This window comes from Paraburkholderia sartisoli (assembly GCF_900107685.1).
Lineage (GTDB): Bacteria > Pseudomonadota > Gammaproteobacteria > Burkholderiales > Burkholderiaceae > Paraburkholderia > Paraburkholderia sartisoli.
The window spans coordinates 1-11,331 of record NZ_FNRQ01000015.1 but is presented as its reverse complement, the minus strand read 5'-3'; the positions used below and the strand labels follow the sequence as shown (position 1 = coordinate 11,331).

Genomic DNA, 11,331 nt, shown 5'->3' with positions numbered 1-11,331 from the left:
ACGGCGCGAACCTCGAAGGCGCGAACCTCCGCGGCGCGGACCTCGAAGGCGCGAAGCTGGGCGGCGCGAACCTGTACGGCGCGAACCTGTACGGCGCGAACCTCGAAGGCGCGAACCTCCGCGGCGCGAACCGCCGCGGCGCGGACCTCGAAGGCGCGAACCTGCTGCCGATCAAAGCTGATTTCATTGAAGTGATTTCGCGAGCCCCGCTCGAAGTTCCGGCACTGATCGACGCGTTGAAAAACGGTCGCGTTGACGGTTCCACCTACGAAGGCCCTTGCGCTTGCCTCGTCGGCACGATCGCCAACGTGCGCGGCGCCGATTACCGCGAGCTTTCGCCAGACCCGTCGCGCCCCGCCGAACGGTTCTTCATGATGATCAGCAGGGGCGATACGCCTGAAACCAATCAGGCAGCGAAGATTGCGCTCGAATGGGCGCAGGACTGGTACGACACACAGCGCGCGGCTTTCGCCCCCGCCGTCTAACCGCCGCCCCTGTTCAGGCCGCTAACACCAAATCGCTTTTAGTACTACTAACCCGGAGCCGACAACCATGTCACTCGAAGCCGCACTGCAGGAAAACACAGCCACGATGCGCGCGCTGATTGCCGCGCTCACCGCAGCCGGCGCGCTGCAAACCGCACTGCAGGAAAACACAGCCACGATGCGCGAGCTGATTGCCGCGCTCACCGCAGCCGGCGCGCTGCAAACCGCGCAGGCCAGCTCCGCTGCCGCGTCGTCCCCGGCCGTCAAAGCCGTGGTCAAGGCGCAGAAGGAAGCCGACGCAAAAAAGTCGGATGCGACGCTGACCGGCAAGTCGGCGATCCAGCAAGCAGAAGAGGATGTGGCTGCGGACGCTGCAGCGAATGCGTCTGGCGAAGCGTCTGTACAGACTGGCGAGTCATCTTCGACCGTGCTGACCGCCGATCTGCAGCCCTGGCACAGCAAGACGGCTGACACGTACGCCGAACTGAAAGACGCCGACGCCTCGCTCGACAACGTGAAGAAAGCGATTCTCGCGATCAACGCGAAGATCAGTCGCGATCAGGCAACCGCCGTGCTGGCGCGCTTCGGCGCGCAGGCCGTGACCGCGAAGCCGGATAAGACCGGGCTCGACGAAGACCAGTACGCCGACTTCTTCAAGCTCTGCCTTGACGTGCTTTCGGGCCGCGTCGACGCAACCGCTTCGATGGCGTCGGAGTAAGCAGCCATGCGTAAGCGCTTCCCTACTCTCGGTTCGTTTCTCGCCGCCACGGCACTACTCGGCTTTACCTCGCGAATCCGCTTGCCGCGCACTGCGGCGGATCGCTACGCCGACCGTTCCGAAGCCCTGCAACGCGACCTGATCGCACGCGCTGCAGCCAAGCGCGTGCGTAAGGGCGCCAAGCTGCGGAGGGATCATGAACGCGCCACGCATTGAAGAACGCGAACACGCTCTGCTCTCCCCGTCGTCCGCGTACACGTGGATCGCCTGCAAGGCGTCCACAGCCGCGCAACTCGACCAGCCCGACGACAGCAGCGAATTCGCTGACGACGGCACCGCGTCGCACGAACTCGCGAAGTGGTGTCTGGACGCCGGCACCGATGCCAGCGCCTGCAAGGCGTCCACAGCCGCGCAACTCGACCAGCCCGACGACAGCAGCGAATTCGCTGACGACGGCCCCGCGTCGCACGAACTCGCGAAGTGGTGTCTGGACGCCGGCACCGATGCCAGCGCCTACATGGGTCGGATCATCAAGGTCGGTGAGCGTGAGTTCGACGTCGACGAAGAGCGCGCCGACTACGTGCAGATGTATGTCGACGGTGTTCGTGAGCGCATCCACGCCTACGAGTTGACCGGCGCCACGGTGACGATGTTCGTCGAGCAGCGCCTGTCGATCGCGCACATCACCGGCGAGAAAGGCGCGAAGGGCACGAGCGACTGTGTGCTGATTGCCGTCTGGTCTGACGGCCGCGCTGAAATCTGTGTGATCGACCTGAAGTACGGTCGTGGCGTCGAAGTGAGCGCCGTCGAAAACTTTCAGGGAATGATCTACGCCGAAGCCGCGCGCAACGAGCACGAGGACTTCTATGAGTTCGCCAGCGTGCGCATCGTCATCCACCAGCCGCGCATCAGCGAGAAGCCGAGCGAATGGGTGATCACGCCCGACGCGCTGCAGACGTGGATCAAGACCGTCGCGAAGCCCGCAGCCGAGCAGGCGATGCTGTACGTCGATTCGGTCGACTTCGTGCCGCTTTCAATGGGTGACTTCGTGCCCGGCGAGAAGCAGTGCAAGTTCTGCAAAGCCAAGGCCGTGTGCCCCGCGCTCGCAAAGTACGTTACCGATACGATGTCTTCGGACTTCGAGTCGATCGGCGATGCAGCCGACAAAGGTCAGACGCTTCCCGTCGACCTGCTGACGGCTGACGAACTCGGCACGATCTACCCGGCGCTGCCGCTGATCGAGTCGTGGGCCAAGGCCGTGCGCGGCCGCATCGAGTACGAACTGCTGAACGGCAACGTGGTGCCCGGCGTGAAGCTCGTGCAGGGTCGTCGAGGTGCCCGCGCATGGTCGAGCGTCGACGACGCCGAAGCGCTGCTCAAGTCGATGCGCCTGAAGCAGGAGCAAATGTACAACTTCAAGGTCATCAGCCCGACGCAGGCCGAAAAGCTGCTCGCCAAAGAATCGCCGCGCCGCTGGAAGAAAGCAGAAGCGCTGATCACCCAGCGCGACGGCGCACCGTCGGTGGCGCCCGAATCCGACAAGCGCCCCGCGCTCGTCATCGCGGCACCGGCTGACGACTTCGAAGCCGTTGACCCGGTCGTGGCCCAGTACGTCGCGGATCTGGAAAACGCAGCGTTCGGGAACGTCGCGGATCTGGAAAACGCAGCGTTCGGGAACGTCGTGACCGTCGACGAGGGGGAAGACCTATGCTAACCGACCACGAAATCGTCGCCGCGCTTGTGCATGGCGGTATGCCGCAACGCGAAGCGCAGCGCCGGCTTCGTGAGCGCGACGCCAACATCAAGAAGGAAGTGCTGCGCAGCAAGGCGCGGCGCGACCGGATCGCATCGTCGGCGTTGCAGGGTCTGCTGATTCACTCGGCGGCCGTCGACGCCAAGCCGTCCGACTTCGCGCAGAGCGCGGTCGCACACGCCGATGCGCTGATCGAGGAACTGGACAAATGACCACCAATCCCGTTTTCAAATCGTCCCACGGGCTCAGCGCGTTACTGCCGTCCGAAGCGCGCATGGTGCTTGCCCGGGCGGCGCAGGAAGTCCGACACATGAAAGACCCGCTCATGCGCGAAGTTGTCATGGAAGCCGCTATCGCGCGTGTCCGTCTCCAATACCCGCAATTCTTTAAGGAATAACCATCATGACGATCATCAAAGTCGAAAACGCCCGTCTGTCGTTCCCCGACCTGTTCGAGGCGAAGCAGTTCGAAGGCGCTGGCCCGTTCAGCTACCGCGCCGCTTTCCTGATGCCCGAAGGCCAGACGGTTTATACCCAGCAGCCGGACAAGTCGTGGAAGAAAACCACGATGGAAAAGGTCATCGCTGCTGTTGCTGCCGAAGCGTGGAAGGCCAAGGCCGATGCGATCCTGAAGACGCTCCAGGGCAACCCGCAAAAGATGTGCTGGTACGACGGCAACCTGAAAGAGTACGACGGCTACGCCGATAACTTCGTGCTGTCAGCGTCGCGCGGTCAGGACAAGGGCCGTCCGGTCATCAAGGACCGCGACGCATCGCCGCTTAGCGAGAAGGACGGCAAGCCGTACGCCGGCTGCTACGTCAACGGCACGGTCGAGATCTGGGCGCAGGACAACAAGTTCGGCAAGGGCATCCGCGCCACGCTGCGCGGCGTCCAGTTCCTGAAAGACGGCGATGCATTCAGCGCTGGCACGCCGCTCAACGAGGACGAACTGGGCGCGATCGACACGCCCGAAACCGAAGACGACATCGCGTAAGCGCACATACCCGGCGCCAAGCGCCGGACTCTTTTTCGCACATCAGGAGTAAGCATCATGGCACGCATCAAAAGCAAGCTGACCGGCGATGTCTTCGAAGCACTCGCTGCAGACTTCACGAACGAGCCCGACTTCGAGATCGTCGACCCGTCGACCCCGATCACCACCGACGCGCCGGTTACCCCGGTGAGTGATTCGGGGGAGCCCGTTACGCCTGCGTCGGCCCCTGCCGATCCGGCTTCATCTGGTTCGACCGACACACCGGTCGATACCCCGTCTTCGGATCCGGCATCGACCCCAATCGACGCGAGCCCGTCGTCGAGCGAGCCGTCGACTACACCGCAGGATGGCACAGAACCGTCGGTGCAAGGTGATCTGGGAAACGGTTCTATGACAGGCACGGATTCTGGTACGTCGACGACAACGAACCCGCCTGTCGATACGTCGGGTACCGATACGACTCCTGCGACTGTGGATGCAAGCACTTCACCGTCGACGACGAGCACGTCTTCGCCTGGCACTGACTCGGGAAACGTGGAAGCCGCTGCGAGTGCGGCGGCATCTGCGACGGAGCCTGCTACTGCTGACGTGGGAAACGACTCTGGCTTGACCTCGTCAACTTCGGCTTCTCCTTCGAGCGACGCTGGCGTGACGAGTACGGGCAATTCCACAGTGAGCGCATCGACCCCCACGACGTCTACATCAGACAGCGCAGCCGCGGATGCCGCCACGCCCGTCGTGACACCGATCACCCCACCGACGGATTCGAGCACCGCGTCGCCCACGGGTGGTCCGACGGCTGGCAACGGCGCGACGCTCGACGCGCGCGGCAAACATATCGTCGCCGACCAGCTCGAAAGCGACGCGCTGTTCGCGGTCGCGCAGATCGTAACGGTGACCGACAGCCTGAAGCATGCGGCCGATGCGTTCTTCGATCAGGTGCGCTCGCAGATCGACGTAGAAGCAGCATAACGGGGGAGCAGGACAGTCCCGCCTACGGGCGGGGCTCTTAGAAATGGCTTTGGGCCATCTCTAAGAGTGGGGCGCACGTCTCCAAGCTACGCCCGGCTGCGTGGCACAAAGCTCTGGCTCGCTAACCCGCGTCGCCCGCGAACGACTTCACGGCGCTGGGGTGCGCAAACGCGGTGCGCTTAAATCATTAGCGCGAAAGCCAGAGCATGCCGGTTTAGTACTACTAATGGGGTTCGTCATGTTGCTCTACGTCTGGATGCTGATTCTGTGGCTCTCGCCTTCGGCGTTCTGCCTGCTCTTCGTGTGGCTCTTCCCTAATCCCGACTTCGGCGTTGTCCTGCTCGGCGCTCTGACCGGCTTCGCGGTGTCGCTCGTCGTGTTCTTCTCGCTGAACTGATCATGGCCCGCTGGCATATCCGCTGCAGTCGAGACAAGTGCCGGGCTCGGCACACGCTCGACCGGCATCCGGACGAATACAAACGCGGCTGGAAGTGCCACTGCGGATGCACGAAGTTTTGTGTGATCAAAGACCTTATCAAACACTCAGGCCATGTTGACTGCGACTGCTCTGGATATTTCTGGCCCGGCACGACTGGCCGCTACGGCTGCTCGACCCACCGCCGGGGCTCACGCGCGTGTTTCTTTGATCGTGACGGCACGCCGCGCGAGCACGACGAATTCGGGCGAGCAACTTACGCTTGCCCTCACGACGGGCTATCACGTTGGCCCGCTCTTTATTGTTCAGAAGCGACGCGCCCCGGTTATTCACGGTGGCACTTTGGGTGGCAAGCGACGCAGGCGCAGGGAGTGGCAAGCGACGCCGAAGTGGACGGACATGGAAGCGATCCGGGCGATGTACCGGGAAGCCGCCAGGCTGACGCGGGAGACGGGCGAGATGCACGTGGTGGAGCACATCGTGCCGCTGGCGGGGAAGCTGGTGTGCGGGCTGCACTGGCACATGAACATGCAGGTGATGCACTGGAAACCGAATGCGACGAAGGGCTGGGGTTTCTGGCCTGACATGCCGTTTGAACAACTGGAGCTTTTATGAGAACCGACCCGCGCGCTGCTTGCGGCAACGAGAAGGAACTTTTGTTTTGGGCTGTCGTGCACGACGCGATCGCGCACCCGCTGATGGCTCTGACGGCATACAGCAGGCTCTCGATTCGTTTTCACGACTACACGTCCCACTACGCATGGCCGCGTGATACGCGTGCGCCGATCGCGCCCGTGACAGTGCATAGCGATCGTTTCGGCGAGTTGATCGTCACGGCGAAACCATCGGGAGTTTTCGAAGTGCAGCACGGGCGCATCGCGCACCGGTTTGTTGTGCGTGCAATCGATGTATCTGACGCGGTAGAACAGGCCGAACAGTGGTTTAACGATCTGGTCGAATTGATCCCGGAGAGTGCGCTGTGATCCACATCCACAAATCCGGGCACGCTCACGTGCTGACGCGCGCGCGCGACTTCTATCAGGCTGCGAAGTGGCTCGTCACCAACGCCCCGGCGTTCGGTGGTGGCGCGTTCGAGATCTGGCGATACGAGAAGCGCGGCAAGAACGTCACGCAGGAACTCGAAGCAGAGTTCGATACCGATGTCACCTTCGACGCGGATCTAGACCTGCTATGAAACTCTGGCTTGATACAGAAACGTTCTCGCCCACGCCGTTGAAGTCGGGCACGCACATCTACGCCGAACCCGCCGAAGTGATGGTCGTCACCTGGGCGGTCGACGATGGCCCGGTCGGCACGTGGGACCGCACTGCGGATCTGCGCATGCCCGACGATCTCGACATGGCCGTCGACGAAGCCGACGAGTTCTGGTGGCAAAACGGTGGCATGTTCGACCGCGTCGTGCTCTCGCACGCGATGCCGGAACTGTACGCGCGCATTCCCGAGGACCGCTGGCGCGACACGATGGTGCAGGCATACGAACACAGCCTGCCCGGCTCGCTCGACCTGCTGTGCCATATTCTCGGCGTGCCGCAGGATCAGGCGAAGAGCAAGGAAGGCAAGGCGCTGATCCAGCTTTTCTGCAAGCCGCGCCCGGCATTCAGCGAACTGCGCCGCGCCACGCGCCTGACGCACCCCGCCGAGTGGGCGCGCTTTCTCGCGTACGCGGGCAGCGACATCACGGCCATGCGCGCGATTCACGCGAAGATGCCGAAGTGGAACTACCCGAATAACGCGAACGAGCGCGCACTGTGGTTCCTCGACCAGCGCATCAACATGCGCGGCATGCAGATGGACACCGCGCTCGCCGAAGCCGCAGTGCGCGCGACCGACAAGGCACAGAAGGAACTCGCCGCGCGCACGGTCGAACTCACCGACGGCGAAGTCCAGAAGGCCACGCAGCGCGACAAGCTGCTCGCGCATCTGCTCGCCGAGCACGACATCGATCTGCCTGACCTGAAAAAGTCCACGCTCGAACGCCGTATTGCAGATCCCGAACTGCCCGACGCGTTGCGCGAGCTGCTGTGCATCCGGCTCGAAGCTACGATGACCAGCACGTCGAAGTACAAAACGCTGCTGCGTGGCGTGTCGAGCGACGGGCGCCTGCGCGGGCTCGGCCAGTTTTGCGGCGCGAACCGCACCGGCCGCATTGCGCACCGCCTGTATCAGCCGGGCAACATGCCGCGCCCCGACGTCGGTCTGATGGCGAAGGAACTCAGCATCGAGAAGCTGGCCGACGGCGACGCGGATCGATACATCGCGCTCGGCATCGATGCGCTGAAGAGCGACGGTGCGGATCTGGTTTTCTCGAACGTCATGGGGCTGACTGCAAACATCATCCGCAGCGCGATCGTCGTGCCGGACGGTAAAAAGATGGTCGTGTCGGACCTTTCGAACATCGAAGGCCGGGTCGCGGCATGGCTCACGGGCGAAGACTGGAAGTTGCAGGCGTTCCGGGATTACGACACGATCACCGGCATCGATGCCAAGGGCAAAGCGATCCGCAAGGGCGTCGACCTGTACATCCTCGCGTACGCGCGCTCGTTCGGCGTCAAGGTCGAAGACGTCACGAAGGACCGTCGCCAGCTCGGCAAGGTGCAGGAACTCGCGCTCGCTTATGAAGGCGGTGTCGGCGCGTTCGTCACTTTCACGATGACGTACAAAATGGAACTGGACGATATCCGCGCCGCCGTGTTCGGTGCGCTCGATCTGGTCGACGCCGACGTGCTGCGTGAAGCACGCGGCGCATGGGATTGGGCCACGAAAAAGAAGCGCACGCTCGGACTGGAACGCGACGTGTATATCGCCTGCGACATCCTGAAGCGGGCGTGGCGCCGCGCGCATCCGCAGACGCAGTCGTACTGGTCCGAACTGAAAGAAGCCGCCATACAGGCGATCTGCTCGCCCGGCACGACCGTGCGCGCACGACGGATCGTGATGCGCCGCGATGGCGACTGGCTGCGCGTGCAACTACCGTCCGGGCGCTGCCTTTGCTACATCTCGCCGCAGGTCAACGAGAACGGTGACATCTCGTACATGGGTGTGAACCAGTACACCCGGAAGTGGCAGCGCGTGAAAACGTACGGCGGGAAGATCTTCGAAAACCTGTGTCAGGCGGTCGCGCGCGACGTCCTGTTCTACAACATGCCGGGCGTCGAAGCCGCCGGCTACGAGATCGTGCTGTCGATCCACGACGAACTGCTCACCGAAACGCCTGACACGGACCACTTCAACGCCGAACACCTGTCGGAACTAATCGCGACCGTGCCGGCGTGGGGTGCGGGTTTGCCCCTAAGTGCGGGTGGATTCGACGGATACCGGTACAAAAAGGACTGATGTCAGGTAGAAAAATACTTGTCAGGTTACGCCGAACAGTCTAAAGTACGGTCATACCTAACAAGTAGTTGAGGCAGACCATGAAACGATTCTTCCGTCGGCTCGCGATCAAAGCCCGGCTTGCGCGCACGGCTGCGCACCTTGAAGCGATCCAGCGCGAGCGCGCCATGCTCGATCGCACAGAGAAATTCTGCGTGCGCCAGTCGAATGACCTGCGCCTGCAGCTCCTGAACCTCGACATCGCAGCACGCCGGCATGCTTGAAGCGAACGTCGAAAGCTACTTCACGGCGCAGGTCGAGGCGCACGGCGGCGAGCAGCGCAAGCTGCAATGGGTAGCGCGCCGCCACGGCCCTGATCGCTTCGTGAAATTCCTTGGCGTGCCGGTCGTGCTGGTCGAACTGAAGAAGCCCGGCAAGAAGCCGCGTGAAGGTCAGGAGCGCGAGATTGCCCGGCTGCGCGCCGTCGGCGTCGACGTGCGCGTGATCGACACCAAGACCGGCGTCGACAATTTCATCCGTGACATGACGACGTGGCGCAACGAGCCGCAGCGGCGTGTCGTTCTTGGAGACGAACTACCATGAATGAAGCCGAACTGCTGGCCGTGATCCGCAAACTGATCACGTACATGCCCGATTACCTGACGCCCGACCAGCGCCTGCGCCGCCTTCAGGAAATCAACGTCCTGGCGGCCGAAGCGCTTTCCCAACCGCGCAACCGGAGGCCCGCATCGTGACCCCCAATCTCACCCGGATCGATGCGGAAGGGGCGGAAACCGCACGTCGTATAATCCAGATCGCAACCGCCTGCGGCGTCATCGTTGTGGCGCTGGTGGCTCGCCTCGTGGGGTTGCTATGAATGGCCGACTGATGGCCGACGACGATCTCGTGCGCGTCACCGGCAAGCGTCGCTACTCGAAGCAGGCCGACTGGTTCAAGCACGAGTTCGGTGTCGACGTAACCCGCGCCGCCGACGGCAAGCTGGTGATGACGTGGATCCAGTTCGACGCCCTGCTCGCAAAGAAGAACGGCACCGCGACCGACGGTCGCACGGCTCAACCTGTAGAACTCTGTTACGACTGATCATGGCTGAACGCAAGAAAGCCAAGTACCCGCGCGTGTATCAGAAGCACGGCGCGTGGCATTGGGTCGAGCCGCGCACCGGCAAGTGGATCAGGCTGTGCGCACTGACCGACAGTGAAACGATGCTGGTCGAGCGCCTCGCCGCCGAGCGCAAACGCTTCGAGCGGCCCGAAGGTACGGGCGACATGCGCCCCCTGATAGATTCGTATGTGCTGAAGCACAAGCACCTGCACAAAGAGAAGGCGTGGCCGTCCTACGGCAAGTACGCCGGCACTGGCTTTCGGAACGCGAACGTTGCCGACATCGAGCCGGGCGACGTGAACAACTGGCTGAAGATCAAGTACGCCGGCAAGCTGAGCATGCAGCGCGTGATGCGCGCGTTCCTGTCAGGTTTCTTTCAGTGGTGCGTCGACGAGCGCAAGCGCAAGACAAACCCGTGCAAGGAAGTGAAGCTCAAGAAGCCGAAGCCGAGCAAGGTCTATATCACCGACGATGACTTCGCCGCGATCCGCGCCGCGATGCTGAGCTACACCTACACGACCGGAGCGGGCAAGACGATCACCGGCCGCGTGAACACCGGCCCGATGATGCAGTGCTTCGTCGATCTGTGCTATCTGACCGCGCAGCGCTCGACCGAAATCCGGCTGCTGAAGTGGTCACAGATCGATCGCGCGGCTGGCGTCATCCACTTCGTACCGACGAAGACCGAAGACTCAAGCGGCATTGCCGTCGACTTCACGATCAATCCGGAGATCGAGGCGGTGCTCGATCGCGTGCGTTCGCTCGACGCGCAACCGCGCATCGGTGACGCGCCAGTGATCCACGCGCTCGACGGCACGGCGTACGGCGCCACGGCAGTTCGCTCGGCATGGGACCGCGCCACTGAACGCGTCAGCCTGGCCGACAAGGGGTACACGGTGAAGATGATTCGCGCGAAGGCGCTGACGGACGCGGAGCGCGCCGGGTATGACATCAAGGCGCTGCAGATCGCAGCAGCGCACAGTGACACGAAGACGACAGAGATTTACCTGAAGCAGCGCGACGTGCCGGTGGCAGATGTTCGGCTTCGCATACCCGGGAGAGCAGCGTGATGGAACCTTTTGTTGTGCGCCACTACACAGGCGAAGACCGCCCCACTATCAAGGGCAATGGCTTTGACGGTTTGCAAGTTGGCGAAGATCGCGACGAAGCCGAGCGCTTCGTGGCGTTCGTGAACGCTATCCGCGAACAGGCGCTGGAAGAAGCGGCACAAGCCGTCGATAAGATGGCGAAATCGGCAGTGCGCTACGAAGAACGGGACGTCTTCGAAGTCGCTGCCGAAGCTATCCGCGCCCTGAAGCGTCAGTAATTTATTAGACAATCGTTAGCCATCGCATTAGACAGCAATTTCACGATGCCCCTGAGAGCCTTATATTCGTTGGTCGGAGCGATAGGATTCGAACCTACGACCCTCTGATCCCAAATCAGATGCGCTACCAGGCTGCGCTACGCTCCGACGAATCCGAGATTCTATCTGGGCGCCGATACCCCGTCAATCTTT

At 62.5% G+C, this 11,331-nt stretch carries 20 protein-coding genes and 1 tRNA gene; 20 read left to right on the top strand and 1 reads right to left on the bottom strand.

The window, feature by feature from the left end; genetic code table 11:
- The 20 genes from BLV45_RS26285 to BLV45_RS26210 form a co-directional block, all read left to right on the top strand.
- Positions 1 to 485, top strand: a 485-nt coding sequence (locus BLV45_RS26285) for a pentapeptide repeat-containing protein (RefSeq protein WP_090538177.1), incomplete at its 5' end; no start/stop codon positions are given.
- 67 nt (positions 486 to 552) lie between these two features.
- Complete coding sequence (locus BLV45_RS26280) at positions 553 to 1,203, top strand: hypothetical protein (protein WP_090538175.1); 651 nt, start codon at positions 553 to 555, stop codon at positions 1,201 to 1,203.
- Between the two features lie 6 nt (positions 1,204 to 1,209).
- Positions 1,210 to 1,419, top strand: coding sequence for a hypothetical protein (locus BLV45_RS27335; RefSeq protein WP_143130482.1), 210 nt, complete (start codon positions 1,210 to 1,212; stop codon positions 1,417 to 1,419).
- Positions 1,400 to 2,917 carry a DUF2800 domain-containing protein gene (locus BLV45_RS26275; protein WP_143130481.1) on the top strand — a complete coding sequence of 506 codons (1,518 nt, stop codon included), beginning with the start codon at positions 1,400 to 1,402 and terminating at the stop codon, positions 2,915 to 2,917. Before BLV45_RS27335 ends, BLV45_RS26275 begins: the two co-directional genes overlap by 20 nt.
- On the top strand, positions 2,911 to 3,168 hold the full coding sequence (locus BLV45_RS26270) for a hypothetical protein (RefSeq protein ID WP_090538174.1): 258 nt from the start codon (positions 2,911 to 2,913) through the stop codon (positions 3,166 to 3,168). Before BLV45_RS26275 ends, BLV45_RS26270 begins: the two co-directional genes overlap by 7 nt.
- Positions 3,165 to 3,353: a hypothetical protein gene (locus BLV45_RS26265; protein ID WP_090538173.1), complete on the top strand. Its 189-nt coding sequence runs from the start codon at positions 3,165 to 3,167 to the stop codon at positions 3,351 to 3,353. Before BLV45_RS26270 ends, BLV45_RS26265 begins: the two co-directional genes overlap by 4 nt.
- Before the next feature lie 5 nt (positions 3,354 to 3,358).
- On the top strand, positions 3,359 to 3,949 hold the full coding sequence (locus tag BLV45_RS26260; RefSeq protein ID WP_090538171.1) for an ssDNA-binding protein: 591 nt from the start codon (positions 3,359 to 3,361) through the stop codon (positions 3,947 to 3,949).
- 57 nt (positions 3,950 to 4,006) lie between these two features.
- Positions 4,007 to 4,921 carry a hypothetical protein gene (locus BLV45_RS27330; protein ID WP_143130480.1) on the top strand — a complete coding sequence of 305 codons (915 nt, stop codon included), beginning with the start codon at positions 4,007 to 4,009 and terminating at the stop codon, positions 4,919 to 4,921.
- Between the two features lie 238 nt (positions 4,922 to 5,159).
- The gene (locus BLV45_RS27695; protein WP_176954254.1) at positions 5,160 to 5,318 is read left to right on the top strand and encodes a hypothetical protein; all 159 of its coding nucleotides are present in this window, start codon (positions 5,160 to 5,162) and stop codon (positions 5,316 to 5,318) included.
- Positions 5,319 to 5,471: 153 nt separating this feature from the next.
- Positions 5,472 to 5,972 carry a hypothetical protein gene (locus tag BLV45_RS27745; protein WP_218133559.1) on the top strand — a complete coding sequence of 167 codons (501 nt, stop codon included), beginning with the start codon at positions 5,472 to 5,474 and terminating at the stop codon, positions 5,970 to 5,972.
- Positions 5,969 to 6,340: a hypothetical protein gene (locus BLV45_RS26245; RefSeq protein WP_090538167.1), complete on the top strand. Its 372-nt coding sequence runs from the start codon at positions 5,969 to 5,971 to the stop codon at positions 6,338 to 6,340. The genes BLV45_RS27745 and BLV45_RS26245 overlap by 4 nt, the downstream gene beginning before the upstream one ends.
- A complete protein-coding gene (locus BLV45_RS26240) occupies positions 6,337 to 6,552 on the top strand; it encodes a hypothetical protein (protein WP_090538166.1) in 216 nt (71 codons plus the stop codon). The genes BLV45_RS26245 and BLV45_RS26240 overlap by 4 nt, the downstream gene beginning before the upstream one ends.
- On the top strand, positions 6,549 to 8,711 hold the full coding sequence (locus tag BLV45_RS26235) for a DNA polymerase family A protein (protein WP_090538164.1): 2,163 nt from the start codon (positions 6,549 to 6,551) through the stop codon (positions 8,709 to 8,711). Before BLV45_RS26240 ends, BLV45_RS26235 begins: the two co-directional genes overlap by 4 nt.
- Before the next feature lie 80 nt (positions 8,712 to 8,791).
- On the top strand, positions 8,792 to 8,974 hold the full coding sequence (locus tag BLV45_RS26230) for a hypothetical protein (RefSeq protein ID WP_090538162.1): 183 nt from the start codon (positions 8,792 to 8,794) through the stop codon (positions 8,972 to 8,974).
- Positions 8,967 to 9,293, top strand: a complete 327-nt coding sequence (locus BLV45_RS26225; protein ID WP_090538161.1) for a PDDEXK family nuclease — start codon at positions 8,967 to 8,969, stop codon at positions 9,291 to 9,293. The genes BLV45_RS26230 and BLV45_RS26225 overlap by 8 nt, the downstream gene beginning before the upstream one ends.
- Positions 9,290 to 9,445 (top strand): hypothetical protein, encoded by a 156-nt coding sequence (locus BLV45_RS27690; RefSeq protein ID WP_176954253.1) that lies wholly within the window; start codon positions 9,290 to 9,292, stop codon positions 9,443 to 9,445. The genes BLV45_RS26225 and BLV45_RS27690 overlap by 4 nt, the downstream gene beginning before the upstream one ends.
- A complete protein-coding gene (locus BLV45_RS28130; protein ID WP_281246343.1) occupies positions 9,442 to 9,567 on the top strand; it encodes a hypothetical protein in 126 nt (41 codons plus the stop codon). Before BLV45_RS27690 ends, BLV45_RS28130 begins: the two co-directional genes overlap by 4 nt.
- Positions 9,564 to 9,791, top strand: a complete 228-nt coding sequence (locus BLV45_RS26220; protein ID WP_090538159.1) for a DUF4224 domain-containing protein — start codon at positions 9,564 to 9,566, stop codon at positions 9,789 to 9,791. Before BLV45_RS28130 ends, BLV45_RS26220 begins: the two co-directional genes overlap by 4 nt.
- Before the next feature lie 2 nt (positions 9,792 to 9,793).
- Positions 9,794 to 10,882 carry a tyrosine-type recombinase/integrase gene (locus tag BLV45_RS26215; RefSeq protein WP_245753568.1) on the top strand — a complete coding sequence of 363 codons (1,089 nt, stop codon included), beginning with the start codon at positions 9,794 to 9,796 and terminating at the stop codon, positions 10,880 to 10,882.
- Complete coding sequence (locus tag BLV45_RS26210) at positions 10,879 to 11,139, top strand: hypothetical protein (RefSeq protein WP_143130479.1); 261 nt, start codon at positions 10,879 to 10,881, stop codon at positions 11,137 to 11,139. The genes BLV45_RS26215 and BLV45_RS26210 overlap by 4 nt, the downstream gene beginning before the upstream one ends.
- Positions 11,140 to 11,209: 70 nt before the next feature.
- Here BLV45_RS26210 and BLV45_RS26205 read toward each other — a convergent pair.
- Positions 11,210 to 11,286 (bottom strand) — tRNA-Pro (locus BLV45_RS26205).
- Positions 11,287 to 11,331 lie beyond the last annotated feature (45 nt).

Coding starts and splice junctions, on each gene's coding strand:
- BLV45_RS26280 (WP_090538175.1), top strand. CDS start 553: ATGTCACTCGAAGCCGCACTGCAGGAAAACACAGCCACGATGCGCGCG.
- BLV45_RS27335 (WP_143130482.1), top strand. CDS start 1,210: ATGCGTAAGCGCTTCCCTACTCTCGGTTCGTTTCTCGCCGCCACGGCA.
- BLV45_RS26275 (WP_143130481.1), top strand. CDS start 1,400: ATGAACGCGCCACGCATTGAAGAACGCGAACACGCTCTGCTCTCCCCG.
- BLV45_RS26270 (WP_090538174.1), top strand. CDS start 2,911: ATGCTAACCGACCACGAAATCGTCGCCGCGCTTGTGCATGGCGGTATG.
- BLV45_RS26265 (WP_090538173.1), top strand. CDS start 3,165: ATGACCACCAATCCCGTTTTCAAATCGTCCCACGGGCTCAGCGCGTTA.
- BLV45_RS26260 (WP_090538171.1), top strand. CDS start 3,359: ATGACGATCATCAAAGTCGAAAACGCCCGTCTGTCGTTCCCCGACCTG.
- BLV45_RS27330 (WP_143130480.1), top strand. CDS start 4,007: ATGGCACGCATCAAAAGCAAGCTGACCGGCGATGTCTTCGAAGCACTC.
- BLV45_RS27695 (WP_176954254.1), top strand. CDS start 5,160: ATGTTGCTCTACGTCTGGATGCTGATTCTGTGGCTCTCGCCTTCGGCG.
- BLV45_RS27745 (WP_218133559.1), top strand. CDS start 5,472: ATGTTGACTGCGACTGCTCTGGATATTTCTGGCCCGGCACGACTGGCC.
- BLV45_RS26245 (WP_090538167.1), top strand. CDS start 5,969: ATGAGAACCGACCCGCGCGCTGCTTGCGGCAACGAGAAGGAACTTTTG.
- BLV45_RS26235 (WP_090538164.1), top strand. CDS start 6,549: ATGAAACTCTGGCTTGATACAGAAACGTTCTCGCCCACGCCGTTGAAG.
- BLV45_RS26230 (WP_090538162.1), top strand. CDS start 8,792: ATGAAACGATTCTTCCGTCGGCTCGCGATCAAAGCCCGGCTTGCGCGC.
- BLV45_RS26225 (WP_090538161.1), top strand. CDS start 8,967: ATGCTTGAAGCGAACGTCGAAAGCTACTTCACGGCGCAGGTCGAGGCG.
- BLV45_RS27690 (WP_176954253.1), top strand. CDS start 9,290: ATGAATGAAGCCGAACTGCTGGCCGTGATCCGCAAACTGATCACGTAC.
- BLV45_RS26220 (WP_090538159.1), top strand. CDS start 9,564: ATGAATGGCCGACTGATGGCCGACGACGATCTCGTGCGCGTCACCGGC.
- BLV45_RS26215 (WP_245753568.1), top strand. CDS start 9,794: ATGGCTGAACGCAAGAAAGCCAAGTACCCGCGCGTGTATCAGAAGCAC.